Origin of the sequence: Streptomyces sp. NPDC127129 (assembly GCF_042671585.1) — a bacterium.
Classification (GTDB): Bacteria; Actinomycetota; Actinomycetes; order Streptomycetales; family Streptomycetaceae; genus Streptomyces.
In genome coordinates this window covers 385,913-410,493 of record NZ_JBHXTV010000005.1, presented here as the reverse complement: position 1 = coordinate 410,493, position 24,581 = coordinate 385,913, and the positions used below count along the sequence as shown (strand labels likewise).

19 protein-coding genes are annotated in these 24,581 nt (G+C 70.0%); 1 reads left to right on the top strand and 18 read right to left on the bottom strand.

The genetic code is table 11. The features are described from left to right. Nucleotides 1-225: 225 nt before the first annotated feature. The 14 genes from ACFVGW_RS12695 to ACFVGW_RS12630 form a co-directional block, all read right to left on the bottom strand. Entirely contained in the window at nucleotides 226-1,017 is a 792-nt protein-coding gene (locus tag ACFVGW_RS12695) for a TIGR03936 family radical SAM-associated protein (protein ID WP_385851956.1), read from the bottom strand. A gap of 124 nt (nucleotides 1,018-1,141) precedes the next feature. Then, a complete protein-coding gene (locus ACFVGW_RS12690; protein WP_385851955.1) occupies nucleotides 1,142-2,263 on the bottom strand; it encodes a hypothetical protein in 1,122 nt (373 codons plus the stop codon). Nucleotides 2,264-2,333: 70 nt separating this feature from the next. Beyond that, the gene (locus tag ACFVGW_RS12685; RefSeq protein ID WP_361678558.1) at nucleotides 2,334-4,262 is read right to left on the bottom strand and encodes a TIGR03960 family B12-binding radical SAM protein; all 1,929 of its coding nucleotides are present in this window, start codon (nucleotides 4,260-4,262) and stop codon (nucleotides 2,334-2,336) included. A gap of 50 nt (nucleotides 4,263-4,312) precedes the next feature. Beyond that, nucleotides 4,313-5,869 carry a CHAD domain-containing protein gene (locus ACFVGW_RS12680; RefSeq protein WP_385851954.1) on the bottom strand — a complete coding sequence of 519 codons (1,557 nt, stop codon included), beginning with the start codon at nucleotides 5,867-5,869 and terminating at the stop codon, nucleotides 4,313-4,315. 50 nt (nucleotides 5,870-5,919) lie between these two features. After that, nucleotides 5,920-7,119 (bottom strand): rod shape-determining protein RodA, encoded by a 1,200-nt coding sequence (gene rodA / locus ACFVGW_RS12675; RefSeq protein ID WP_383294608.1) that lies wholly within the window; start codon nucleotides 7,117-7,119, stop codon nucleotides 5,920-5,922. A 3-nt stretch (nucleotides 7,120-7,122) separates the two neighbouring features. After that, nucleotides 7,123-9,327 (bottom strand): penicillin-binding protein 2, encoded by a 2,205-nt coding sequence (mrdA, locus tag ACFVGW_RS12670; RefSeq protein ID WP_385851953.1) that lies wholly within the window; start codon nucleotides 9,325-9,327, stop codon nucleotides 7,123-7,125. Nucleotides 9,328-9,346: 19 nt separating this feature from the next. After that, the gene (gene mreD / locus ACFVGW_RS12665) at nucleotides 9,347-10,012 is read right to left on the bottom strand and encodes a rod shape-determining protein MreD (protein ID WP_385851952.1); all 666 of its coding nucleotides are present in this window, start codon (nucleotides 10,010-10,012) and stop codon (nucleotides 9,347-9,349) included. After that, nucleotides 10,009-11,031 carry a rod shape-determining protein MreC gene (gene mreC / locus ACFVGW_RS12660; protein ID WP_385851951.1) on the bottom strand — a complete coding sequence of 341 codons (1,023 nt, stop codon included), beginning with the start codon at nucleotides 11,029-11,031 and terminating at the stop codon, nucleotides 10,009-10,011. Before mreC ends, mreD begins: the two co-directional genes overlap by 4 nt. Before the next feature lie 128 nt (nucleotides 11,032-11,159). After that, nucleotides 11,160-12,179 (bottom strand): rod shape-determining protein, encoded by a 1,020-nt coding sequence (locus ACFVGW_RS12655; protein ID WP_056640532.1) that lies wholly within the window; start codon nucleotides 12,177-12,179, stop codon nucleotides 11,160-11,162. Nucleotides 12,180-12,483: 304 nt separating this feature from the next. Continuing rightward, nucleotides 12,484-12,897: a nucleoside-diphosphate kinase gene (gene ndk, locus ACFVGW_RS12650; protein WP_352187845.1), complete on the bottom strand. Its 414-nt coding sequence runs from the start codon at nucleotides 12,895-12,897 to the stop codon at nucleotides 12,484-12,486. Between the two features lie 103 nt (nucleotides 12,898-13,000). Then, entirely contained in the window at nucleotides 13,001-13,360 is a 360-nt protein-coding gene (locus tag ACFVGW_RS12645) for a DUF4233 domain-containing protein (RefSeq protein WP_352187844.1), read from the bottom strand. Between the two features lie 5 nt (nucleotides 13,361-13,365). Beyond that, on the bottom strand, nucleotides 13,366-14,883 hold the full coding sequence (locus ACFVGW_RS12640) for a bifunctional folylpolyglutamate synthase/dihydrofolate synthase (RefSeq protein ID WP_383309975.1): 1,518 nt from the start codon (nucleotides 14,881-14,883) through the stop codon (nucleotides 13,366-13,368). A gap of 78 nt (nucleotides 14,884-14,961) precedes the next feature. Continuing rightward, entirely contained in the window at nucleotides 14,962-16,104 is a 1,143-nt protein-coding gene (locus tag ACFVGW_RS12635) for a sensor histidine kinase (RefSeq protein WP_383228604.1), read from the bottom strand. Nucleotides 16,105-16,245: 141 nt separating this feature from the next. Next, entirely contained in the window at nucleotides 16,246-18,867 is a 2,622-nt protein-coding gene (locus ACFVGW_RS12630) for a valine--tRNA ligase (protein WP_385851950.1), read from the bottom strand. A 138-nt stretch (nucleotides 18,868-19,005) separates the two neighbouring features. Here ACFVGW_RS12630 and ACFVGW_RS12625 point away from each other — a divergent pair, with 138 nt between their 5' ends. Continuing rightward, the gene (locus ACFVGW_RS12625; RefSeq protein WP_385851949.1) at nucleotides 19,006-19,953 is read left to right on the top strand and encodes a hypothetical protein; all 948 of its coding nucleotides are present in this window, start codon (nucleotides 19,006-19,008) and stop codon (nucleotides 19,951-19,953) included. Nucleotides 19,954-20,084: 131 nt separating this feature from the next. On the opposite strand, the gene clpX is transcribed toward ACFVGW_RS12625, so the two are convergent. The 4 genes from clpX to tig all read right to left on the bottom strand — a co-directional run bounded on the left by clpX (nucleotide 20,085) and on the right by tig (nucleotide 24,565). After that, complete coding sequence (clpX, locus tag ACFVGW_RS12620; RefSeq protein ID WP_137989313.1) at nucleotides 20,085-21,368, bottom strand: ATP-dependent Clp protease ATP-binding subunit ClpX; 1,284 nt, start codon at nucleotides 21,366-21,368, stop codon at nucleotides 20,085-20,087. 156 nt (nucleotides 21,369-21,524) lie between these two features. Continuing rightward, nucleotides 21,525-22,187, bottom strand: a complete 663-nt coding sequence (locus tag ACFVGW_RS12615) for an ATP-dependent Clp protease proteolytic subunit (protein WP_352187947.1) — start codon at nucleotides 22,185-22,187, stop codon at nucleotides 21,525-21,527. A gap of 62 nt (nucleotides 22,188-22,249) precedes the next feature. Beyond that, nucleotides 22,250-22,867, bottom strand: a complete 618-nt coding sequence (locus ACFVGW_RS12610; RefSeq protein WP_318106825.1) for an ATP-dependent Clp protease proteolytic subunit — start codon at nucleotides 22,865-22,867, stop codon at nucleotides 22,250-22,252. A gap of 303 nt (nucleotides 22,868-23,170) precedes the next feature. Further along, nucleotides 23,171-24,565, bottom strand: coding sequence for a trigger factor (gene tig, locus ACFVGW_RS12605; protein WP_383228607.1), 1,395 nt, complete (start codon nucleotides 24,563-24,565; stop codon nucleotides 23,171-23,173). Nucleotides 24,566-24,581: the final 16 nt, after the last annotated feature.

The following is a 24,581-nucleotide window of genomic DNA, read 5'->3' as shown; positions in this document are numbered from 1 at the left end:
TCTCCCGTCACGCCCCCGGGCGCCGCGCCTTGTTCCGGTCCGGCGGCACGATCGCGCACAGTGCGCGGTGCCGCCGTCCGGGGCGCGGGCGCCGCACGGGAGCTGATGTCTGGCTCGCCGGTTCCGTACGCTTTCTCCGTACGGCCTGGCGAAAGTCTCCTGGTCAGTGCGCTGCCCGACCCAGGTGGCTCCCGAGTACCAGGGCTGCGCTACAACGACCGCTCCCTACGCGGAACCTGCACCCGGCGCCGTCGCTGAGGCGGTCGCGGCGGCCGTGGGTGGAGCGGCCGTGACTGCCTCGCGGTCGGGCGCGAGCGGGTCGGTCACCGTGCCGGACTCCTCGTCGAAGAGCCCCTGCGCCAGCCTGGTCACCGCTGCGGGGACCGGCGGCGCCAGGTCGGCCACAGCTCGGAGACCGGACAGGACGTCGTCGGGTCGTACGGCAGGTGTCACGTGCCGAACAACCAGCCGCAGTATCGCACAGGCATTGTCCAGGGGCCTATCAGCTCCGGGACGTGCCTGTGGACGGTCCGCGACGAGGTCGGCGACGGCCGAGCGGGCGTCGAAGGTGCGGATGCCGTTCTTGGTCTTGCGCTGCACTTCCACGGTGTCGGCCGCGAGGAAGGCCGCGACGGCCTTCTCCGCGTCCTCGACGGAGACGCCGTCGAGCCGCAGCTCCCACACGGAGGCGGCGAGCCGGTCGGCGAGTCCGGAGGTCCGGGCCTCGACGGCGTCGGTGATGTCGAGGCCGTCCGGGAGCGACTCGTCGAGCAGGAGCCGCAGACTCTCCGGGTCCCGGTGCTCGGTGAGGGCGATCTCCAGGAACTCGGCCTCGGAGCCCGTACCCGTGGGGGCGGCGTTGGCGTACGACACCTTGGGGTGCGGGGTGAAGCCGGCCGAGTACGCCATGGGCACCTCGGCGCGGCGCAACGCACGCTCGAAAGCGCGCTGGAAGTCACGATGGCTGGTGAACCGGAGGCGGCCGCGCTTGGTGTAGCGCAGTCGGATGCGCTGCACCGCCGGTGCGGGCGGCGGGCCTTCGGGCTGTCGCTTGCCCAGTGGTTCTTCTCCTCGGTGCGGGGCGGGCGCGGTGGCGCGCCGCCCACGAAATACGGGGTGGCCTCTGGGGGGCCCGGCCGGCTCACCCCCGCTTTCGCAGGGAGATCTCGGGTTCGGGCGCCGCGCCGGAGGCGGTTGTTGTACTACCCAGAGTACGCGCAGAGGCCACCACCGGTTCCACAGGCTCGGTCACCCGGGGTCCCCCCACCAGAGCTCGCCAGGCGTCCCTGCGCGCCTGGCGCACGGTCGCCCGCGCCGCGGCGAGGCCCTCCCGCGCGGCCTGCCCGGCCGCGACCGCCGCACGCCTGGCCGGCGCCCAGACCTCGTCGCGGACCCAGTGCCCGACGGGGGTGCAGACGGTGCGGTAGAACCAGGCGCCGGGGCGCCCGACGAGATTCCAGGCGACCCACGCGAGGGCCCGTCCGACGGCCCGGGAGACGAACCCGGCGACGCGCCAGCCGACCCGCAGCGCGTCGAGGAGCTCCCGCCCGACCGGGGTCAGGACACGGCGGTACAGCCAGACGAGTGGGACGACGAGCCCGTACCGCACGACGGGCACGACGGCGTACCGCCACAGCGCGACCCACGGCCGGACGAACAACGCCTCGGCCAGCCGGCCGAGACCCTGCGCCAGCACGTGCCCGGCCGGGGCCAGGACATGGCGGTAGAGCCAGACGAGCGGCAGCGCGATCCCGTACCGCCACAGACGGCCGAGCAGGAAGGAGACGCCACCGCCCAGCGGCGTGAGGATCCACCGGTACACCCAGGCGGCGGGGACCCCGATCCCGTAGCGCGCCACGGGGACCACCACGTACCGCCACAGCGCGACCCAGGGCCACACGAACAACGCCTTGGCCAGCCAGCCGAGACCGCGGACCAGCCCGTGCCCGACCGGGGCGAGGACATGGCGGTACAGCCAGACGCCGGGGGCCACCAGCACGTGGTGGACGGCCGGCACCACGACCTGGCGCCACAGCCAGACCGACGGACGCACGAAGAGCGCCCGGCCCAGCCGGGCGAGCGCGCGGCCCCCCGGACGCAGCACGGTCCGGTCGAGGGCGCGGGCAGCGACGACGAGGACGTCCCAGACCATCCGTACCGGTACGACGATCACCAGCACCACGATCCGCACCGGAATCCTGATGACCGCGGTCAGACAACCGTCCGGCTCGTCCCGCCGTGACGGGGGCTTCTCCATGCTCATGCCCCAGATGACGCGACGGCCCGGCGGAGGGTTTCCCCTCACGCCGGGCCGTCGCCGGAGTGTTACGCGACTACTTGACGACCGTCAGCGGCAGCAGCTTCTGGCCCGTCGGGCCGATCTGGATGTGCGTGTCCATCTGCGGGCACACGCCGCAGTCGAAGCACGGCGTCCAGCGGCAGTCCTCGACCTCGGTCTCGTCGAGGGCGTCCTGCCAGTCCTCCCAGAGCCAGTCCTTGTCGAGACCCGAGTCCAGGTGGTCCCAGGGCAGGACCTCCTCGTACGTGCGCTCGCGCGTCGTGTACCAGGCGACGTCGACGCCCATGTCGGGCAGCGTCTTGTCCGCGCACGCCATCCAGCGGTCGTACGAGAAGTGCTCGCGCCAGCCGTCGAAGCGGCCGCCGTCCTCGTACACCGCGCGGATGACGGCGCCGATCCGCCGGTCGCCGCGGGACAGCAGGCCCTCGACGATGCCGGGCTTGCCGTCGTGGTAGCGGAAGCCGATCGAGCGGCCGTACTTCTTGTCGCCGCGGATCTTGTCCCGGAGCTTCTCCAGGCGCGCGTCCGTCTCCTCCGCCGACAGCTGCGGGGCCCACTGGAACGGGGTGTGGGGCTTCGGGACGAAGCCGCCGATGGAGACCGTGCAGCGGATGTCGTTCTGGCCGGAGACCTTGCGGCCCTCGGCGATGACCTTGACCGCCATGTCGCCGATCTGGAGGACGTCCTCGTCCGTCTCGGTCGGCAGGCCGCACATGAAGTACAGCTTCACCTGGCGCCAGCCGTTGCCGTACGCCGTCGAGACGGTCCGGATCAGGTCCTCCTCCGAGACCATCTTGTTGATGACCTTGCGCATGCGCTCGGAGCCGCCCTCGGGGGCGAAGGTGAGACCCGAACGGCGGCCGTTGCGGGTCAGTTCGTTCGCGAGGTCCACGTTGAAGGCGTCGACACGGGTGGACGGCAGGGAGAGGCCGATCTTGTCCTCTTCGTACCGGTCCGCCAGGCCCTTCGCGATGTCACCGATCTCGGTGTGGTCCGCGGAGGAGAGGGAGAGGAGGCCGACCTCCTCGAAGCCCGTCGCCTTGAGGCCCTTCTCGACCATCTCGCCGATGCCGGTGATGCTTCGCTCCCGCACGGGGCGCGTGATCATGCCGGCCTGGCAGAAACGGCAGCCGCGGGTGCAGCCGCGGAAGATCTCGACGGACATCCGCTCGTGGACCGTCTCGGCGAGCGGGACCAGCGGCTGCTTGGGGTAGGGCCACTCGTCGAGGTCCATGACGGTGTGCTTGGACACGCGCCACGGCACGCCGGAGCGGTTCGGGACGACGCGGGCGATCCGGCCGTCGGCCAGGTACTCGACGTCGTAGAAGCCCGGGATGTAGACCGAGCCGGTCTTGGCGAGCCGGAGGAGGACCTCCTCGCGGCCGCCGGGGCGGCCCTCCGCCTTCCAGGCGCGGATGATCTCGGTCATGTCGAGGACGGCCTGCTCGCCGTCGCCGATGATCGCCGCGTCGATGAAGTCCGCGATCGGCTCGGGGTTGAAGGCGGCGTGGCCTCCTGCGAGCACGATCGGGTGGTCGACGGTGCGGTCCTTCGACTCCAGCGGGATGCCCGCGAGGTCGAGGGCCGTGAGCATGTTGGTGTAGCCGAGCTCCGTGGAGAAGCTCAGGCCGAAGACGTCGAACGCGCCGACGGGGCGGTGGCTGTCGACCGTGAACTGCGGCACGCCGTGCTCGCGCATCAGCTCTTCGAGGTCCGGCCACACGCTGTACGTGCGCTCGGCCAGGACGCCCTCGCGCTCGTTCAGTACCTCGTAGAGGATCATGACGCCCTGGTTGGGCAGGCCGACCTCGTACGCGTCCGGGTACATGAGCGCCCAGCGGACGTCGGCGGACTCCCACGGCTTGACCGTGGAGTTCAGCTCTCCACCGACGTACTGAATCGGCTTCTGCACGTGCGGGAGCAGAGCTTCGAGCTGCGGGAAGACAGACTCGGCAGCAGACATCTCGAACCTTCGTGAGCTGGCAGGGGGCGACTCTCAAGCGTACCCGGTGCTCAGTGGGTCAGTGCCGCCCTCAGTTCCGGGGCCGACGCCCTGGCCCAGACCTCGGGAAACTCGCGTTCGCGGACCGCTCCGGCCGACTCCTCCTGGCCGTGGAGGAGCCCCCAGGTGAACGCGGACTCGCCGGCCGCGTGCGCCTGGATCGCGAGGCCGCGCAGGGCCTCGCGGGCGACGACGCTGTCCTGGTGGTCGCCGAGGAGGCTCTGGACGGCCTTGATCCGCTTGGCGAAGCGCTTGGCCGGTTTGCCGAGCGTGGGGCGGGCGGCGTCGGCGGCGTAGCGGGTGCGCTTGGCGGCCTTGCGGGCCTCGTGCATCGCGAGGTCGCGATCGTGGCCGGGCGCGTGGGCGAGGGCGTGGTCGACGCGGCGGGCGAGGCGGTCGTAGTCCTTGAGGACCGCGCGGGAGAGGACGGGCACCGGGTCCTCGGCGGCGGCCTTGAGCAGGGGCGGGTCCGCCAGGAGTGCGTCGAGCGTGCCGAGGAGCGCGAGGTGCCGGTCGGAGTCGAGGGCGGCGAGGGCCTTGCGGCGGGCGTCGGCGCTCGTGGCCGTGTCCCAGACCTGCAGGCGGGCGTGGACGGGGCCGAGGACGAGGGTGTCGGGGATCGCGTCGACGCGGGTACGGAGGCGTTCGGCGAGGACCTCCTGGTCGCGTGCGAGGCCGAGTTCGCCGGCGAGCCACTTGAGCTCGTCGCCGACGGGGTCGGTGACGGTGCGGTCGAGGACCTTGCGGTACGTCTTGAAGGCGCTGCGCAGGCGGCGGCAGGCGACCCGCATCTGGTGGACGGCGTCGGGGAGGTCGCGGCGGACGGCCGGGTCGAGGGCGATGATCGCCTCGACCTGCTCGCGGGCGTAGGTGAGGACGCGGCCCCCCGCGGTGTCCTCGTCCGGCAGTTCGGCATGGGCGGCGGGGGCCGCCGGTGTGCCGGGGGTGGCGGATGCGGGCTTGCCCTGCTCCGACGTCTCCTCCAGCGCCCTCGCCAGCTTCGACGGGGCCGACGACGGGCGGATCCCCGACTTCTTCAGCCGCTTCTCGACCGCGTCGAGGACGGAGGGGTCCGCGTCGTCGGCGAGTTCGACCTCGATCTCCGTCCAGGAGGCGTCGGGGCCCTTCGGGAGGCGCTCGGCGCGGACGGTGTCCACGGACACCTCCGCGAGGAGGGAGCCCGAGTCGTCGAGCAGGTGCTGGACCTTGCGGGCGGAGCGGAGGCGGACGACGGGGACGACGTCCTCGTCCCGGACGCGGGAGCGCAGGAGGGCCGCCAGGGACTCCGGGAGGGTGTCGGCGAGCGGGGCCCTGATCTCGTCGCGGATCCCGGACGAGACCGGGATCTTGAGGTGCCAGCCCTCGTCGGCGCCGCCCGTACGGCGGCGCAGGGTGAGGGAGCCGGCGGCGAGGCGGAGGTCGGCCGTGTCGTAGTAGACGGCGTCGAGTTCGGCGACGCCCTGGTCGAGGACGGACGAGACTCCCCGGGCCCTGGTGAGGTCCGGGAGTCCCGTCCGCTCGGTGGCTTCGTACTTCCGCTCGATCTCGCGCTTCGTCTCCGCCGTCATACAAGGCTCCTAACCCATACGACGCCGGTCCATGCCCCGCGGCGCCCCCGCTAGGCCGTTATCGGCCGCTGGACCCTGATCGACTGGAGCAGTCCGATCGCCACCCACACCGCGAACATCGACGAGCCTCCGTACGACACGAACGGCAGTGGCAGGCCCGCCACCGGCATGATGCCGAGCGCCATGCCGATGTTCTCGAAGGACTGGAAGGCGAACCAGGCGATGATTCCGGCCGCGACGACGGTTCCGTACAGCTCGGTGGTCTCGCGGGCGATCCGGCAGGCACGCCAGAGGATGACGCCGATCAGCAGGATGATCAGTCCGCCGCCGAGGAAGCCGAGCTCCTCGCCCGCGACGCTGAAGATGAAGTCGGTCTGCTGCTCGGGCACGAACTGGCCGCTGGTCTGGTGGCCGTTGAAGAGTCCCGCGCCGTACAGGCCGCCGGAGCCGATCGCGATGCGCGCCTGGTTGGTGTTGTAGCCGACGCCCGCCGGGTCGAGCTCGGGGTTGGCGAAGGCGGCGAACCGGTTGATCTGGTACTCGTCGAGCAGGCCGAGCGCGGTGACCGCGACCGCGCCCGCGACGCCGGCGCCGATGAGGCCGAGGACCCAGCGGTTGGAGGAGCCGGAGGCGAGGAGCACGCCGAGCACGATGACGGCCATGACCATCACCGAGCCGAGGTCGGGCATCAGCATGACGATCGCCATGGGCAGCGCGGCGAGCGCCAGGGCCTTGGCGACGGTCCGGTGGTCGGGATGCACCTGGTCGCCCGCGTCGACCTTGGCGGCCAGCAGCATCGCCATGATCAGGATGATCGTGATCTTCACGAACTCGCTGGGCTGGAGCGAGAAGCCGCCGCCGATCACGATCCACGCGTGGGCGCCGTTGATGGTCGCGCCGAGCGGGGTGAGGACGGCGAGGATCAGCAGGATCGAGATGCCGTAGAGGATCGGCACCGCGCCGCGCAGGGTGCGGTGGCCGAGCCACACGGTGCCGATCATCAGCGCGAGCCCGATGCCGGTGTTCAGGGCGTGGCGGAAGAGGAAGTAGTACGGGTCGCCCTGGTTCAGCTCGGTGCGGCCGCGGGTGGCGGACCAGACGAGCAGGGAGCCGATGAACGACAGCGCGAGGCTGGAGAGGAGGATCGGCCAGTCCAGCCGCCGGACCATCGAGTCGCGGGCGGTGAGCTTGGCGATCGGGCCGCGCTCGGGGGCGTAGCGGGAGACGGAGAAGCCGTGGGGTGCGGTCATCGGTCAGTCTCCCGTCCTGCCGGGCAGCGGCCCGTGGAGTGGCTCTTGTCCGTCGCCGCCGTCGCCCGTGCCGGCTGCGTCGACCACCAGCTGTGACTTGGGGTCGTACGGCTTGATCTGCGGCGCGTCGATGGAGCCGTCGGGCTGGACCTTCGGCAGCGTCTTCTGCGGCTGGGGCAGGAGGGCCCGCTTGAGGTCCTGGTTGCCCGCGTCGTCGAGACCGTAGAGGGCGTCGTAGATGTTGCGGACGGCGGGGCCGGAGGCTCCGGAGCCCGTACCGCCCTGGGAGATCGTCATGACGATGGTGAAGTCGTCGGTGTAGGTGGCGAACCAGGAGGTGGTCTGCTTGCCGTACACCTGGGCGGTACCGGTCTTGGCCCGCATCGGGATCTTGTCCTGCGGCCAGCCGCCGAACCGCCAGGCGGCGGTGCCGCCGGGCTCGACGACGGAGCGCAGACCCTTGTCGAGGTCGCTGATCGTCTTCGCGTCGACGGGCAGCCTGCCGTGGGACGTGGGCTTGATCTCCTTGACCGACTTGCCGTCGGGGCTGATCACGGCCTTGCCGATGGTGGGGCTGTGGAGGGTGCCGCCGTTGCTGATCGCCGCGTAGGCGGTGGCCAGCTGGATGGGCGTGATGAGGACGTCACCCTGGCCGATGGAGAAGTTGATGCTGTCGTAGGCCTTCAGCTGGTTGCCTTCGAGGCAGCTCTCGTAGGCGATCTGCTCGACGTAGGTGCCGCCCTTCTTGCCCTGCTTGCACCAGGCGTCCTTGTTGGCCTCCCAGAACCTCTGCTTCCACTGGCGGTCCGGGATACGGCCCTTGACCTCGTTGGGCACGTCGATGCCGGTCTCGGAGCCGAAGCCGAAGTCGTGGGCGGTCCGGTAGAACCAGTCGTGGGCGTCCTTCTTGGGCTTGAGGCCGCCGTCGCGGTTCCACTCCTGGTGGCCGAGACGGTAGAAGACCGTGTTGCAGGAGTACTTGAGGGCGTCTCCGAGGGTGATGGGGCCGTGCCCCTGGGACTCGAAGTTCGCGAAGCTCCGGTTGCCCATGCTGTAGGAGCTGCTGCAGAGGTACTTGTCGTCGAAGTCGTAACCGGCCCGTACGGCTGCGCTCGCCGAGACGACCTTGAACACGGAGCCGGCGGGCGCCTGGCCCTGGATGGCCCGGTTGAGCAGCGGGTAGTTGGAGTCCTTGCTGGTGAGCCGGCTGTAGTCCTTGCCGGAGATGCCGCCGACCCAGGCGTTGGGGTCGTAGTCGGGCTGGGAGGCCATCGCGACGACACGGCCGGTCCTGGACTCCATGACGACGACGGCGCCCGAGTCGGCTTCGTACGGGCGGCCGGTGATCTTGTCGGTCTCGCCCCGGACGAGCTTCATCGCCTGGGCGAGCTCGTACTCGGCGACCGACTGGACCCGGGCGTCGATGCTGGTGACGAGGGTGGAGCCGGGCTCACCGGGGTCGGACTCGGTCTGACCCATGACGCGGCCGACCTTGTCGACCTCGTACGACGTGACGCCCGCCTTGCCGCGCAGTTCCTTGTCGTAGGTGCGTTCGATGCCGGAGCGGCCGACCTGGTCGGAGCGCAGGAACGGCGAGTCGGAGTCCTTGGCCTTCTGGATCTCCTCGTCGGTGACCGGCGAGAGGTAGCCGAGCACCTGCGCGCTGCGGGCGTTGCCCGGGGCGGCGTAGCGGCGTACGGCGGCGAGTTCGGCGGTGATGCCGGGGAAGTCCTCGGTGCTCTCCCGGATGCGCAGCGCCTGCTGCGTGGTGGCCTCGTCCGTGATGGGGATCGGCTGGTAGGGGGAACCGTTCCAGCAGGGCTGCGGGGTCTGGGAGTCGCAGAGGCGGACCTTGTCCATGACCTCCTTGGGCTGCATGCCCAGGACGCCCGCGAGGCGGGTGAGGACCGCCTTGCCGTCGTCCTTCATCTTCATCAGGTCGGTGCGGGAGGCGGAGACCACGAGCCGGGTCTCGTTGTCGGCGAGCGGCACTCCGCGGGCGTCGAGGATGGAGCCCCGGACCGCCGGCTGGACGACCCGCTGGACGTGGTTGCTCTTCGCCTCGTCGGTGTACTCCTTGCCGTTGCGGATCTGGAGGTACCAGAGGCGTCCGCCCAGAGTCAGCAGGAGGGAGACGACGAGGATCTGGATGATGACGAGACGGGTCTGGACCCGGGGGGTCCGTCCGGTCTCCGGGATGTTGCTCATGCTGCCGGTGCCCCCTCGGTCACAGTCGCTTGACTCCCTTGATGCGTCCGGCGCGTGCCGCTCTCGTACGGGCGGCCTTGACGCGCAGGCCACCGCGCTGGGTCCCGATCTGGAGGCCCGTGCCCGAACTCAGCCAGCCGGAGGCGACGTCGGTCGCGCCCCCGGAGCTGTCGGCGAGCGGATCGTTCTCGGCGCGCCGGGCCAGCGCCATGATGAGCGGCACGGTGAAGGGCGCGAGGAGGAGGTCGTAGATCGCCGCGGTGAGCAGCAGGAAGCCGAGGCCGACATGGCGGGCGGCGGTGTCGCCGACGAGGGCGCCGACCCCCGCGTACAGGAGGGTGGAGCCGAGCGCCGCGGCGACGACGACGGCCATCGGGCCGCTGGCGGACTTCAGCTTGCCGTTGTCGGGACGGGCGAGTCCGGCGACGTAGCCGATGACGCAGAGGACCAGGGCGTAGCGGCCGGCGGCGTGGTCGGCGGGCGGGGCGAGGTCGGAGAGGAGTCCGGCCCCGAAGCCGATGAGGGAGCCGCTGACCGGCCCGTAGACGAGTGCGAGGCCGACGACGGTCAGCAGCACGAGGTCGGGCACCGCTCCGGGGAGCTGGAGGCGCGCGAGGACGGAGACCTGGATGACCAGGGCGACGACGACGAGGGTGCTGGAGAGCAGGATCCGGTTGAACTTCACGTCTGGTCCCCCTGCTGCTCGTTCTCGGACCTCTGGCCCGGCTGCTGTTCCCGTCCCGGCTGCTGCCGGCCCGGCTGCTGGGTCCCCGACTCCCCCTGCGGGCTCTCCCCCTGGGGCGGCGGCGGGGTGACCGTGACGGTGACGGTCGGGGCCGGCTTGGGCTTGGGCGGCAGGACCGTGTCGCGGGGGTTGGTCCGCGGGGCCTGGACGACGACGCCGACGATGTCGAGCTTGGAGAAGCCGACGTACGGACGCACGTAGACGTTGCGGGTCAGGCCGCCGCCCAGCGGGTCGACGCGGACGACCTCGCCGACCGGGACGCCTGCCACGAAGGGCTTGTTCGCCTGCGAGCCGAAGGTGACGAGCCGGTCGCCGGTCTTCACCTTCGCCTTGCCGTTGAGGAGCTGGACGAGGAGCGGGCCGTTGCCCTGCCCGGTGGCGAAGCCGAGCTCGTCCGAGTTCTCCATCCGGGTGCCGACGGTGAAGTCGGGGTCGTTGGCGAGGAGCACCGTCGCGGTGGAGGGCCCGACGGTCGTCACGCGGCCGACAAGACCGGAGCCGTTCAGCACGGTCATGTCCCGCTCGATGCCGTCATTGGCTCCGGCGTCGATGGTGACGGTCCAGGAGAAGCCCTGGGCCGCTCCTATGGCGATGACCTCGGCGCCCTTGATGCCGTACTGGCCCGCGCCCGCCGTCCTGAGCAGGGAGTCCAGCTCACGGACGCGGCTGCGGTTGCGGTCGTCGCTCCCGAGCTTGGCCTTGAGGGCGGCGTTCTCGCGTTCGAGCGTGGCGATCCGGTCGTGCCGCTCGCCGGAGTCGCGCACCGCCCCTATGGCGTTCCCGACGGGGTCGACGGCTGCCGCGACCCCGTTCTCGACCGGTCCGAAGACCGCTGCGGCCGCCTGACGGGCGCCGTCGACCGGTGACTCCTCGCCGCCGCGGATATCCACCGTGATCAGTGCGAACGCGATGGCGATCAGCAGCACCAGGAGCAGCCGGCTCTCTCGTGTGTCCCTCACGTGCGGCGGCCGTGCCTTTCCTCTTGGTTCGGTTGTTCCGTGCGGATTGTGGCGTTATATCAACGATCCTCTGTACGGGGGCTCTTGCCACCCGTACAGAGGAATCGCGGCGAATGGGTGCGCACTCGTTACCGGCGCGGCTGGGCGTCCAGGACCTGCTGGAGGGCCTCGAACTCCTCGACGCACTTGCCCGACCCCAGAGCCACGGAGTCCAGCGGATCCTCGGCGATGTGGATCGGCATCCCGGTCTCGCGGCGCAGCCGCTCGTCCAGGCCGCGCAGCAGCGCGCCGCCACCCGTGAGAACGATGCCGCGGTCCATCACGTCACCGGAGAGCTCGGGCGGGCACTTGTCGAGCGTCGTCTTCACGGCGTCGACGATCGCGTTGACCGGCTCCTCGATGGCCTTGCGGACCTCGGCGGCCGAGATGACCACGGTCTTGGGCAGACCGGAGACGAGGTCACGGCCGCGGATCTCGGTGTGCTCGTCGTTGTCGAGGTCGTAGGCCGAGCCGATGGTGATCTTGATCTGCTCGGCGGTGCGCTCACCGAGGAGGAGCGAGTACTCCTTCTTGATGTGCTGGATGATCGCGTTGTCGAGCTCGTCGCCGGCCACCCGGATCGACTGTGCCGTGACGATTCCGCCGAGTGAGATCACGGCGACCTCGGTGGTGCCGCCGCCGATGTCGACGACCATGTTGCCCGTGGCCTCGTGGACCGGCAGGCCCGAGCCGATGGCCGCGGCCATGGGCTCCTCGATGATGTGCACCTGGCGGGCGCCGGCCTGGGTCGAGGCCTCGATGACGGCGCGGCGCTCCACTCCGGTGATACCGGAGGGCACGCAGACGACGACCCGGGGGCGAGCCAGGTAGCGGCGCTTGTGGATCTTGAGGATGAAGTAGCGGAGCATGCGCTCCGTGATCTCGAAGTCGGCGATCACACCGTCCTTCAGGGGCCGCACGGCCACGATGTTGCCGGGCGTGCGCCCGATCATCTTCTTGGCCTCGGCGCCGACCGCCAGGATGCCGCCGGTGTTGGTGTTGATCGCGACGACGGACGGCTCGTTCAGAACGATGCCTCGACCCCTGACGTACACCAGCGTGTTGGCGGTCCCGAGGTCGACAGCCATGTCACGGCCGATGAACGACATTGAGTTCCCCTTGTTTCCCATGAGGATGCGTCGGGCCTTCCCAATCGGAGCGTTGACGGCTTCTCAGGTAGGCGAGGTGGTGGGTGTTTCGGGTGCTGCGGCGTGGAGTTTTCCATCGTAGTGCCGCCCACTCGGATACCGCGCGGTGGATCCACCTCTGTACAGGTGACGACAGGACGCAGCGATGCGTTCCCGATCGCTGCGTTCATATGCCCGGGGGCGACCGAAATTCCTTCGGTCGCCCCAGGTCGTTGCGGAGGATGGCTGACACCGGGTCAGAACGGACGGACCGGTCAGCCCTGGATCACGCCAGGCCGGGGAAGAAAATCTTCATTTCCCGAATGGCGGACTCCTCGGAGTCCGAGGCGTGGATCAGGTTCTCCCGGACGATGGTGCCGAAGTCCCCACGGATGGATCCGGGGGCGGCGGCGATCGGGTCGGTCGGGCCGGCGAGGGTCCGCAGACCCTCGATGACGCGCTCGCCCTCGACGACCAGGGCGACGACGGGGCCGGACTGCATGAAGCCCATCAGCGGCTCGTAGAAGGGCTTGCCCTTGTGCTCGCCGTAGTGCTGCTCCAGCGTCTCCTGGCTCAGCTCGCGCAGCTCGAGCGCGGAGATGGTCCAGCCCGCCTTGCGCTCGATACGGCCGATGATCTCGCCGATCAGGCCACGGCGGACGGCGTCGGGCTTGAGCAGGACGAGCGTGCGCTGGCTCACGGTGGAGACTCCTTCAGATCCGGTGTGCGGGATTCAGAGGCTACAGGGCCCGGACCGCCGCCGATTACGCAGCGTCAAGCCCTGCCGAAGCGTGCCGTCCCGGTCAGGTCGCCTCCGGCTCCGGATGGGCCTCCGCCTGGGCGGCCCAGCGGGCCTTCGCCTCGTCGATCTTCGCGCCGTAGTGGCACGAGGCCCACCAGAGCCCGGCGAACGTCGCGCCAAGGAAGAACATCACCGGCAGGACGAAGCCGCTCGCGATCAGGGCGACCTGCAGCGCCCAGCCGAGCTGCACACCGCCCGGACGCGTGAGCATCCCGCACAGCAGGACCGACAGCAGCATCCCGGCGCCGCAGACCCACCAGACCGTGGCCGTCGACAGGCTGTCGTCCTTCATGGCGACGAGCCCGGCGAACCCGATCACGAAGAACTCGCCGATCAGCGTCGAGGCACAGAGCGTACGCATCCGATTCAGCGCCTTCCGAGCAGCAGCCGGGCGTCCCCGACCGTGAAGATCGAACCGGTCACGAGCACACCCGCGCCGGCGTACTCGCCCTCTTCCTCCGCGAGCGTGATGGCGGCCTCGATCGCGTCGTCCAGACGCGGCTCGACGACCACCCGGTCCTCGCCGAAGACCTCCACGGCGATCGCCGCGAGGGCGTCGACGTCCGTGGCACGGGGGCTGGAGTTCGCCGTGATCACGACCTCGGCGAAGATCGGCTCGAACGCCTCGAGCAGCCCCCTGGCGTCCTTGTCGGAGCTGGTGGAGACCACGCCGATGAGCCGGGAGAAGCCGAACGACTCGCTGACACCCGCGGCCGTGGCCCGCGCGCCGTGCGGGTTGTGCGCCGCGTCCAGGACGACCGTCGGGGACTTGCGGACGACCTCCAGACGGCCCGGGGAGGAGACCGAGGCGAAGGCGCGCCGGACGGTGTCGACGTCCAGGGTGCGGGCGTGCTCCGCGCCGATCCCGAAGAACGCCTCGACCGCCGCCAGGGCGACCGCCGCGTTGTGCGCCTGGTGCGCGCCGTACAGCGGCAGGAAGAGCTCCTCGTACTCGCCGCCGAGCCCGCGCAGGGTCAGCAGCTGACCGCCGACCGCGACCTCGCGGGAGGTGACGCCGAACTCCATGCCCTCGCGGGCCACGGTCGCGTCGACCTCGACGGCCTTCTTCAGCATCACCTGGGCCGCGTCCACCGGCTGCTGGGCCAGGATGACCGTCGCGCCCTGCTTGACGATCCCGGACTTCTCGCCCGCGATCTCACCGGGCGTCCCGCCGAGGCGGTCGGTGTGGTCCAGGTCGATCGGGGTGACGACGGCGACCTGGGCGTCGATCACGTTCGTGGCGTCCCAGGTGCCGCCCATGCCGACCTCGACGACCGCCACGTCCACCGGGGCGTCGGCGAAGGCCGCGTACGCCATTCCGGTGAGGACCTCGAAGAAGGAGAGCCGGTACTCCTCACGGGAGTCGACCAGCTCGACGTACGGCTTCACGTCCTGGTACGTCTCGATGAACCGCTCGGCGGAGATCGGCGCGCCGTCCAGGCTGATGCGCTCGGTGATCGTCTGCACGTGCGGCGAGGTGTACCGGCCGGTGCGGAGGTCGAAGGCGGCGAGGAGCGCCTCGATCAGCCGGGCCGTGGACGTCTTGCCGTTCGTGCCGGTGATGTGGATCGAGGGGTACGCGCGCTGCGGTTCGCCGAGGACGTCCATCAGCGCCGCGATACGCGTCACCGACGGCTCCAGCTTGGTCTCGCCCCAGCGGGACGACAGCTCGGTCTCGACCTCGCGCAGCGCCCTGTCCACCTCCGGGTCGGCGGGCCTGGCGGGCACGGGGTCGCCCTGGGGCGGACCGGCCTGGGCGCGCAGCGTGCGGCTGCCCGCCTCGATCACCGCCAGGTCGGGGTCTCGGTCGGTCTCGGCGGCGACGATGTCGTCGAACTGGTCGGACTGCTCGGACTCGTCGAACTGGTCGCGGGGCTCACTCACGAGCCCAGTCTACGGAGGGGCACCGACAGGAATACGGACCCACCCCTTTCGGGACTTTCGCCGCACCGTCGGCGTGGGCTACGCGGGGTCGAAGCCCGTCGGGAGCAGGGCCGTCACGGCGTACGTGGTGCCGTGGGCGCCGGCGGTGAGCGTGCCGCCCATGCTCGTGACGCGCTCCTCCATGGAGAACAGGCCCGTGCCGGTCGAGACGGGGGCGCGGTCGGGCGGGGACGCGGGGAGCGGGTTGCGGACGTCGATCCGCAGGTCACGGCCCGTCACCGCGATCGCCACCGTCACCGGCAGGCCCGGCGCGTGCTTGGCCGCGTTGGTCAGGCACTCCTGGACCACCCGGTGGACGGCCGCCTGCCGCAGCGGGGAGAGCGCCTTGGCCTCCTCGTCGACCGTGAGCCCGACCGGGCTGCCCATCCGCTCGCTCTCGTCCGCGAGCGCGGAGAGCCCTTCGAGGCCCGGAGTCGCCGCGTCCTGGTCCGCGCGGCGCACGATCGTCTCGTTCAGCATGTGGTGGGCCCGCCGGGCGGTGTCCGCGAGCTCCTCGAAGTCCTTCACGTGCGCCTCGCCCCGGGCCCGTACGGCGAGCACCTCGGCGCGCACGGCGAGCACCGTCAGCTCGCGCCCCACCAGGTCGTGGACGTCCCGGCCGACGGAGATCCGCTCCTCCTGCACCGCCTGCCGTGCCGCGGACTCGGCGCGCTGGGACTCCAGGGCGCGCACCAGGTCCTGCCGGTACGCGGCGATGCCGACGCCCGCCGCGAGCACGCCGATGGGGACGACGAGGCTGAGGAAGTCGCTGAGCGTGTCGCCGTGGCGGGCGGGCCAGCCGGGCGTGTGGAAGAGCGCGTACGCCACGGCGACGTAGAGCACCGTGGCGACGACGGCGGCCCTGCGGCCCCGGAACCGGCCGAGCGAGTACAGGGCGAACTGGATCATCGTCAGCTCGTGCAGCCAGCCCATCAGCGCGAGCGCCACCAGGTACGGGATCCAGGGCAGCCGGCGCCGCAGCACCAGCGTGGCCGCGCCGGCGGCCAGGACGAGGGTCGCGGTGACGCCGGTCAGCGAGTTGTCGGCCCGCGCGAGCCCGGGCACGTCCAGGACCATCAGGGCGAAGGCGGCGACCGCGGCGATGACGTCGAGGGCGGGCGGCGAGACGGCCCACCGGTCCACGCGGCGGCGCAGCGCGGGGAAGGTGGGACGTCGGGACATGCCCTCCATCATCCAAGGTCCGTGGACCCGGAGCGCATGACCCAGGTCACAAGTGGTGTGATATCACGCACTCCGGACAAAAGAGAAGGGCCCGGAACCGAACCGGTTCCGGGCCCTTCACCAGCATTCACGCCCGAGCGGTCACGCCTGCGGCAGGCGGTCCAGCTGCGCCTGGATACGGGCGATGTCCTCGTCCGCCTTGGCGAGCCGCGTACGGATCTTGTCGACCACGTTGTCCGGCGCCTTCGCCAGGAACGCCTCGTTGCCGAGCTTCCCGTTCGCCTGCGCCTTCTCCTTCTCCGCGGCCGCGAGGTCCTTGGCGAGGCGCTTGCGCTCCGCCGCGACGTCGATCGTGCCGGACAGGTCCAGCGCGACCGTGGCACCGGCGACCGGCAGGGAGGCGGTGGCGGAGAAGGCCTCGCCCTCCGGCTGGAGGCGCAGCAGCTGGCGGATGGCCGCCTCGTGCGGGGCGAGGGCGGTGCCGGCCAGCTCCAGACGGGCCGGGACCTTCTGACCGGGCTGAAGCCCCTGGTCCGAACGGAACCGGCGGACCTCGGTGACGACCTGCTGGACCAGCTCGATCTCCTTCTCCGCGGCCTCGTCACGGAAGCCGGAGTCGGTGGGCCAGTCGGCGATGACGACGGACTCCTTGCCGGTCAGCGTGGTCCAGAGCGTCTCGGTGACGAACGGGACGACCGGGTGGAGCAGCCGCAGCATGACGTCCAGGACCTCGCCGAGGACCCGGCCGGAGACCCTGGCGCCCTCGCCGCCCGCGAAGAACGTGGTCTTCGACAGCTCGACGTACCAGTCGAAGACCTCGTCCCACGCGAAGTGGTAGAGCGCCTCCGACAGCTTCGAGAACTGGTAGTCGTCGTACAGCGCGTCGACCTCGGCGACCGTCTTGTTGAGACGGGAGAGGATCCAGCGGTCCGTGGCGGACATCTCCGACGCGTCCGGCAGCGGGCCCTCGACCGTCGCGCCGTTCATGAGCGCGAAGCGGGTCGCGTTCCAGATCTTGTTGGCGAAGTTGCGGGACGCCTGGACCCAGTCCTCGCCGATCGGGACGTCGACACCCGGGTTGGCGCCACGGGCCAGCGTGAAGCGGACCGCGTCGGAGCCGTAGGTGTCCATCCAGTCCAGCGGGTTGACCGCGTTGCCGAAGGACTTCGACATCTTCTTGCCGAACTGGTCGCGGACCATGCCGTGCAGGGCGATGGTGTGGAACGGCGGGGTGCCGTCCATCGCGTACAGGCCGAACATCATCATCCGGGCGACCCAGAAGAAGAGGATGTCGTAGCCGGTGACCAGGACGGAGTTCGGGTAGAACTTCGCGAGGCTGTCGGTCTGCTCCGGCCAGCCGAGCGTGGAGAACGGCCAGAGGCCGGAGGAGAACCAGGTGTCCAGGACGTCCGTGTCCTGGCGCCAGCCCTCGCCGGACGGCGCCTCCTCGTCCGGTCCGACGCAGACGATCTCGCCGTTCGGGCCGTACCAGACCGGGATGCGGTGGCCCCACCACAGCTGGCGCGAGATGCACCAGTCGTGGAGGTTGTCGACCCAGTCGAAGTACCGCTTCTCCATCTCCTGCGGGTGGATCTTGACCTTGCCGTCGCGGACGGCGTCACCGGCGGCCTTGGCGAGCGGGCCGACCTTGACCCACCACTGCATCGACAGGCGCGGCTCGATCGTGGTCTTGCAGCGCGAGCAGTGGCCGACGGAGTGGACGTACGGACGCTTCTCGGCGACGATCCGGCCCTCGGCGCGCAGCGCGGCGACGATGGCGGAGCGGGCCTCCAGGCGGTCCAGGCCCTGGAAGGGGCCGTGGGCGGTGATGACCGCGCGCTCGTCCATGACGGCGAGGTTCGGCAGGCCGTGGCGCTGACCGATCTCGAAGTCGTTCGGGTCGTGGGCGGGCGTCACCTTGACGGCGCCGGTGCCGAAATCGGGGTCGACGTGCTCGTCGGCGACGACCGGAATCCGGCGGCCGGTCAGCGGCAGCTCGATCTCGGTGCCGACGAGGTGCCGGTACCGCTCGTCGTCCGGGTGGACGGCGACGGCGGTGTCGCCGAGCATCGTCTCGGCGCGGGTCGTCGCGACGACGATGGACGCGTCGCCGGAGCCGTACCGGATGGAGACGAGCTCGCCGTCGTCGTCCTGGTACTCGACCTCGATGTCCGAGATGGCGGTCAGACAGCGCGGGCACCAGTTGATGATGCGCTCGGCGCGGTAGATCAGCTCGTCGTCGTAGAGCTTCTTGAAGATGGTCTGGACGGCCTGGGAGAGGCCCTCGTCCATGGTGAACCGCTCGCGGGACCAGTCGACGCCGTCACCGAGGCGACGCATCTGGCCGCTGATCTGGCCGCCGGACTCGCCCTTCCACTGCCAGACGCGCTCGACGAAGGCCTCGCGGCCGAGGTCGTGGCGGGACTTGCCCTCCTTGGCGAGCTCGCGCTCGACGACGTTCTGGGTGGCGATGCCGGCGTGGTCCATGCCCGGCTGCCACAGCGTCTCGTACCCCTGCATCCGCTTGCGGCGGGTGAGGGCGTCGATCAGCGTGTGCTCGAAGGCGTGGCCCAGGTGGAGCGAGCCGGTGACGTTCGGCGGCGGGATGACGATGGTGTACGGCGGCTTGTCGCTGTTCTCGTCGGCCTCGAAGTAACCACGCTCTACCCAGCGCTCGTACAGCTTCCCCTCTACTTCGGCCGGCGCGTACTGGGTCGGCAGTTCGGGGTTGGGGCTGCTGGGTGTCTGCGTGTTCTCGGTCACGGGGTCAGTTTAGGGGTGTCCCAGGGCTGTACCGAAACGCGTTTGTTCCGTAACGGTGTGCCCCCCGCCGCCCATGCGGGGCCCGGCTTCCGAGAGGATGTTCGCTACGCATAAACATCCTGTGAGGGGAACCTGTCCATGAGCTACAACCAGCCGGGCCCGTACGGCGGTCAGCCCCAGCAGCCCGGACCGTACGGTCAGCCGGGCCAGCCCGGACCGTACGGCCAGCAGCCGCAAGCGCCGCAGCCCGGCTACGGCTACCCGCAGCAGGCGCCCCAGGGCGTGCCGCCTCAGCAGCCGTACGGTTACCCGCAGCAGCAGGGCTACGGCCAGCATCCCCCGTACGGCCAGCAGCCGCAGTACGGCGCCCCGCAGGGCCCCGGCGGCTACATGCCGCCCCCGCCGCCGGCCCCGAAGAAGAAGACGGGCCTGATCATCGGCGCATCGATCGTGGCCCTGGCCCTCGTCGCCGGCGGCGCCTGGTACTTCACGGCGGGCGGCGGCGGCTCGTCCGTCGCGGACGACGGCCCGCACAAGCTGATCACGCCGGAGACCGTGCTCACCGAGTACAAGAAGGACTCCAAGGACCAGGGCGCGGCCGGCAAGGAGTCCCTCGCGGAGGCCGAGAAGAACGGCGTCAAGAACGCCAAGCAGGTCAGCGCCAGTTACAAGGTCGAGGACAAGACGAACCCGCTCGGCGGCAAGTTCCTCTCGTTCAGCGGTCTCTACGGCGAGATCGACGACCCGGAGAAGGTCGTGGACGGCGTCTTCGCCGCCATGAAGACGGAGGCGGAGAAGGACAAGGGCAAGTCCGGTGAGCCGCAGCTCGAAGGCAGCCCGCAGGCGTACGAGCCGGCGGAGCTCGACGGCGCGATCCTCAAGTGCCAGCAGGCCAAGTCCGAGGCCAACGCCTCCGAAGGCACTCCGGCCTTCGCCATGACGATCTGCGTCTGGGCCGACCACAGCACCGTCGGCTTCGTGGTGCCCCTCGACATGGCTTCCATGATGAGCGGCAAGCCCGGCTCCGCCGAGGACGCCGCCTCACTCACGGCCAAGCTCCGCAAGGAAGTCCGCGTCAAGGCGTGACGTCGTAGCCACCACGGTGTCCGGCCGACTCTGCAGATCGGCCGGACACCGTCGGAGGCCGTGACACACGAGGGGCGCCCGGTCGGTTCGGTGAACCGGCCGGGCGCCCCTCTTCGCTGTTCGCTGTCGCGCTACGCGCTCTTCTCGTGGCGGCCGTCGTTCTTCACGATCCGCGGCACCAGCGTCGGGTTCACGTTGTTGTGGACCACGTCCGCCGTGATGACCACGCGGGCCACGTCCTTGCGGGACGGGACCTCGTACATCACCGACATCAGGACCTCTTCCATGATCGCGCGCAGGCCGCGCGCTCCCGTGCCGCGCAGGATCGCCTGGTCGGCGATGGCCTCCAGGGCCGGGCGGTCGAAGTCCAGCTCCACGCCGTCGAGTTCGAAGAGGCGCTGGTACTGCTTCACCAGCGCGTTGCGCGGCTCGACGAGGATCTTGAGCAGGGCCTCGCGGTCGAGGTTGTGGACCGAGGTGATCACGGGGAGGCGGCCGATGAACTCCGGGATCATCCCGAACTTCACCAGGTCCTCCGGCATGACCTCCTGGAACTGGTCGCTCGCCTCGATCTCGCGCTTCGAGCGGATCGTCGCCCCGAAGCCGATGCCCTTGGCGCCCGCGCGCGACTCGATGATCTTCTCCAGGCCGGCGAAGGCGCCGCCCACGATGAAGAGCACGTTCGTCGTGTCGATCTGGATGAACTCCTGGTGCGGGTGCTTCCGGCCGCCCTGCGGCGGTACGGAGGCCGTCGTGCCTTCCAGGATCTTCAGGAGGGCCTGCTGCACGCCCTCGCCCGAGACGTCACGCGTGATCGACGGGTTTTCGCTCTTGCGGGCGACCTTGTCGATCTCGTCGATGTAGATGATCCCGGTCTCGGCCTTCTTGACGTCGTAGTCGGCCGCCTGGATCAGCTTGAGCAGGATGTTCTCGACGTCCTCGCCCACATAGCCCGCCTCCGTCAGCGCCGTCGCGTCGGCGATGGCGAACGGGACGTTGAGCATGCGCGCCAGCGTCTGGGCCAGGAGCGTCTTGCCGGAGCCCGTGGGGCCCAGCAGCAGAATGTTGGACTTCGCCAGCTCGATGGCGTCGTCACGGCCCGCCCCGCCGCCGTTCTCGCCGGCCTGGACGCGCTTGTAGTGGTTGTACACCGCGACCGAGAGGGCCTTCTTCGCAGGCTCCTGCCCGACGACGTACCCCTCGAGGAACTCGTAGATCTCGCGGGGCTTGGGGAGCTCCTCCCACCGCACCTCGCTCGTCTCGGCGAGTTCTTCCTCGATGATCTCGTTGCAGAGGTCGATGCACTCATCGCAGATGTACACACCGGGTCCCGCGATGAGCTTCTTCACCTGCTTCTGGCTCTTTCCGCAGAACGAGCACTTGAGCAGATCGCCGCCATCACCGATGCGTGCCACGAGGTGCTTCCCCTTCGCCTGGGAGCGCCTGGTTCAGCGACTCCTGGTGCCTCATATTCGACGGTACCTTGCCGGGCCCCCCGTTCGGGCCCCCCTTGGCACGGTTCACATGGTCGTGATTCGGCCACGTGGACCGTGCCAGGGGAAGGTCGAGCGTCAGGCTGCCGCGGCGGCCGTGCTCTTGCGGGTCGAGACGATCTGGTCGACCAGGCCGTACGCCAGGGCGTCCTCGGCCGTGAGGATCTTGTCGCGCTCGATGTCGTCGCGGATCTTCTCGATCGGCGTGGAGGAGTGCTTGGCCAGCATGTCCTCCAGCTGCGTGCGCATGCGCAGGATCTCGTTGGCCGCGATCTCCAGGTCGGAGAGCTGCTCACGGCCGGTGCCGCCCGAGGGCTGGTGGATCAGCACACGGGCGTTCGGCAGGGCCATCCGCTTGCCGGGCGTACCGGCGGCGAGCAGCACGGCCGCGGCGGAGGCCGCCTGGCCCATGCAGACCGTCTGGATGTCCGGCTTCACGAACTGCATCGTGTCGTAGATGGCCGTGAGCGCGGTGAAGGAGCCGCCCGGGCTGTTGATGTAGATCGAGATGTCGCGGTCCGGGTCCATCGACTCCAGGCACAGCAGCTGCGCCATGACGTCGTTGGCGGAGGCATCGTCGATCTGCACGCCGAGGAAGATCACGCGCTCCTCGAAGAGCTTCGCGTACGGGTCGTACTCGCGGATGCCCTGCGAGGTGCGCTCGACGAAGCGCGGGACCACGTACCGGTTGTCCATCGGCGCGCCGGTGTAGAGGCCGCTCGGGGAGAGGTTGTTCTGCATCTGGATGTTCACCGTCCTGGTGGCGTTCGGCGGGGGCTGGGGCTCTTCAGCGGCTGCCGGGCTCAGGCGCCCGTGCCGCCGCCGCCGGGAACGCCCGCGGCGTGGGTGATGATGTCGTCGATGAGGCCGTAGTTCTTGGCCTCCTCCGCCGTGAACCAGCGGTCGCGGTCACCGTCGCGGATGATCGTCTCGACGGTCTGACCGGAGTGGAGCGCGGTGATCTCGGCCATGCGCTTCTTCGTACGGAGAAGGTACTCGGCCTGGATCTTGATGTCCGAGGCGGTGCCGCCGATGCCGGCGGAGCCCTGGTGCATCAGGACGTCGGTGTTCGGCAGCGCGAAGCGCTTGCCGGCGGTGCCGCCGGTGAGCAGGAACTGGCCCATGGAGGCCGCCATGCCCATACCGATGGTGACGACGTCGTTCGGGATGTACTGCATGGTGTCGTAGATGGCCATGCCGGCCGTCACCGAGCCACCGGGGCTGTTGATGTAGAGGTAGATGTCCTTCTCCGGGTCGGCGGCCAGGAGGAGCATCTGCGCGGTGATCTTGTTGGCGATCTCGTCGTCGACCTGCTGGCCGAGGAAGATGATGCGCTCGCCGAGCAGCCGGTTGTAGACATGGTCGCCGAGGCCACCACCGATGGACGGCTCACCCGCGGCGTAAGGCTTCAGATTCGTCACGTATCCACCTGCTCGTCTCCGACGGCCCCCAGGCCGTCTCAGCGTCTCGTTCTGAGGGCAGTGCCCTCGTATTCATGGACCCTAACGCGCAGGTAGGACAACGCCATCCCGGTTCCCGAACTGTTCGCTGGGAGCGCAAGGTTGTCAGGGGCGTGCGGGGGCCCGTACGGGGCGTGCGCACGGGGCGTGAATCCTGCCTGGATCCGCCTTGCGGACGGGCGTGGACACAGGCCCCGCGTACGGGCACGGGCCCGGCGCACAGCAGTGCGTCCGGGCCCGTGGACCTGCGGTTCGGCGCGAGGCTCAGGCCTCGTTCTTCTCCTCGGCGACCTCGGCCTCGCCGGTGACGGCCTCGACCGCCTCCGTGGCGGCCTCGGTCTCGTCCTCGTCGTCCTCGAGGTCGACGACCTCACCGTTGGTGTCGACGACCTTGGCGGACTCGACGACGACCGCGAGGGCCTTGCCGCGGGCGACCTCGCCGACGAGCATCGGCACCTGGCCACCCTCGACGACGGCCTGGGCGAACTGGTCGGGGGACATGCCGGAGGAGGCGGCGCGGCGCATGAGGTGCTCGGTGAGCTCCTCCTGGCTGACGTTCAGCTTCTCCTTGTTGACGAGCTCATCGAGGATGAACTGCGTCTTGATGCCCTTCTCGGCCTGCTCCTTGGTCTCCGCCAGGAACTCCTCCTCGGTCTTGCCCTGGATCTCCAGGTACTTCGCGAGGTCGAGGCCCATCTGGCCGAGCTGGTGGTGCTCCAGGTTGTGCTTGCGGGTGTTGATCTCGTCCTCGAGCAGCTTCTCGGGCATCGGGACGTCCGCCAGCTTCAGCAGCTCGTCGAGGACGCGCTCCTGGGCCTGGGTGGCCTGGTCGAACTGCTTCATGTTCTCGAGGCGCTTGCGGCTGTCGGCCTTGAGCTCGTCGAGGGTGTCGAACTCCGACGCGAGCTGCGCGAAGTCGTCGTCCAGCTCGGGGAGCTCACGGGCGGCGACGGCGGTGACCTTGACGGTGACCTCGGCGTCCTTGCCCTCGGCGGAGCCGCCCTTCAGCTGCGAGGTGAAGGTGGCCTCGCCGCCGGCCTCGAGGCCGGTGACGGCCTCGTCGATGCCGTCGAGGAGCTCGCCGGAACCGATGGTGTACGAGACGCCCTGGGCGACACCGTCGGGCAGGACCTCGCCGTCGACCTTGGCCTCGAGGTCGATGGTGACGACGTCACCGTCGGCGGCGGCGCGCTCGACCGGGTTGGTGGAGGCGAAGCGCTCGCGCAGCTGCTCCACGGACTTCTCGACGTCCTCGTCGGTGACCTCGACCGCGTCGACGGTGACCTCGATGCCGGAGTAGTCCGGGATCTCGATCGTCGGGCGGATGTCGACCTCGGCGGTGAAGGCCAGCAGCTCGCCGTCCTTCAGCTCCGTGATGTCGACCTCGGGCTGACCCAGCGGGTTGACCTCGGCCTCGTTGACGGCCTCGGTGTAGAACTTCGGGAGCGCGTCGTTGACGGCCTCTTCCAGCACCGCACCGCGACCGAACCGCTGGTCGATCACACGAGCCGGGATCTTGCCCTTGCGGAAGCCCTTGACCGTGACCTGCTGGTTGATCTTCTTGTACGCCGCGTCGAGGCTGTCCTTGAGCTCCTCGAAGGGCACCTCGACAGTGAGCCGAACCCGAGTCGGGTTCAGGGTCTCCACGGCGCTCTTCACGGTTCGGTCTCCTTGG

Excerpts from the sequence above, each read along its gene's own strand:
- rodA (WP_383294608.1), bottom strand. The coding sequence starts at position 7,119 with ATGACCGCACCCCACGGCTTCTCCGTCTCCCGCTACGCCCCCGAGCGC.
- ACFVGW_RS12655 (WP_056640532.1), bottom strand. The coding sequence starts at position 12,179 with ATGTCGTTCATCGGCCGTGACATGGCTGTCGACCTCGGGACCGCCAAC.
- ACFVGW_RS12685 (WP_361678558.1), bottom strand. The coding sequence starts at position 4,262 with ATGTCTGCTGCCGAGTCTGTCTTCCCGCAGCTCGAAGCTCTGCTCCCG.
- ACFVGW_RS12625 (WP_385851949.1), top strand. The coding sequence starts at position 19,006 with ATGAGCTACAACCAGCCGGGCCCGTACGGCGGTCAGCCCCAGCAGCCC.
- ACFVGW_RS12615 (WP_352187947.1), bottom strand. The coding sequence starts at position 22,187 with ATGCAGAACAACCTCTCCCCGAGCGGCCTCTACACCGGCGCGCCGATG.
- ACFVGW_RS12680 (WP_385851954.1), bottom strand. The coding sequence starts at position 5,869 with ATGACGGCGGAGACGAAGCGCGAGATCGAGCGGAAGTACGAAGCCACC.
- ACFVGW_RS12645 (WP_352187844.1), bottom strand. The coding sequence starts at position 13,360 with ATGCGTACGCTCTGTGCCTCGACGCTGATCGGCGAGTTCTTCGTGATC.
- ACFVGW_RS12690 (WP_385851955.1), bottom strand. The coding sequence starts at position 2,263 with ATGAGCATGGAGAAGCCCCCGTCACGGCGGGACGAGCCGGACGGTTGT.
- ACFVGW_RS12635 (WP_383228604.1), bottom strand. The coding sequence starts at position 16,104 with ATGTCCCGACGTCCCACCTTCCCCGCGCTGCGCCGCCGCGTGGACCGG.
- mrdA (WP_385851953.1), bottom strand. The coding sequence starts at position 9,327 with ATGAGCAACATCCCGGAGACCGGACGGACCCCCCGGGTCCAGACCCGT.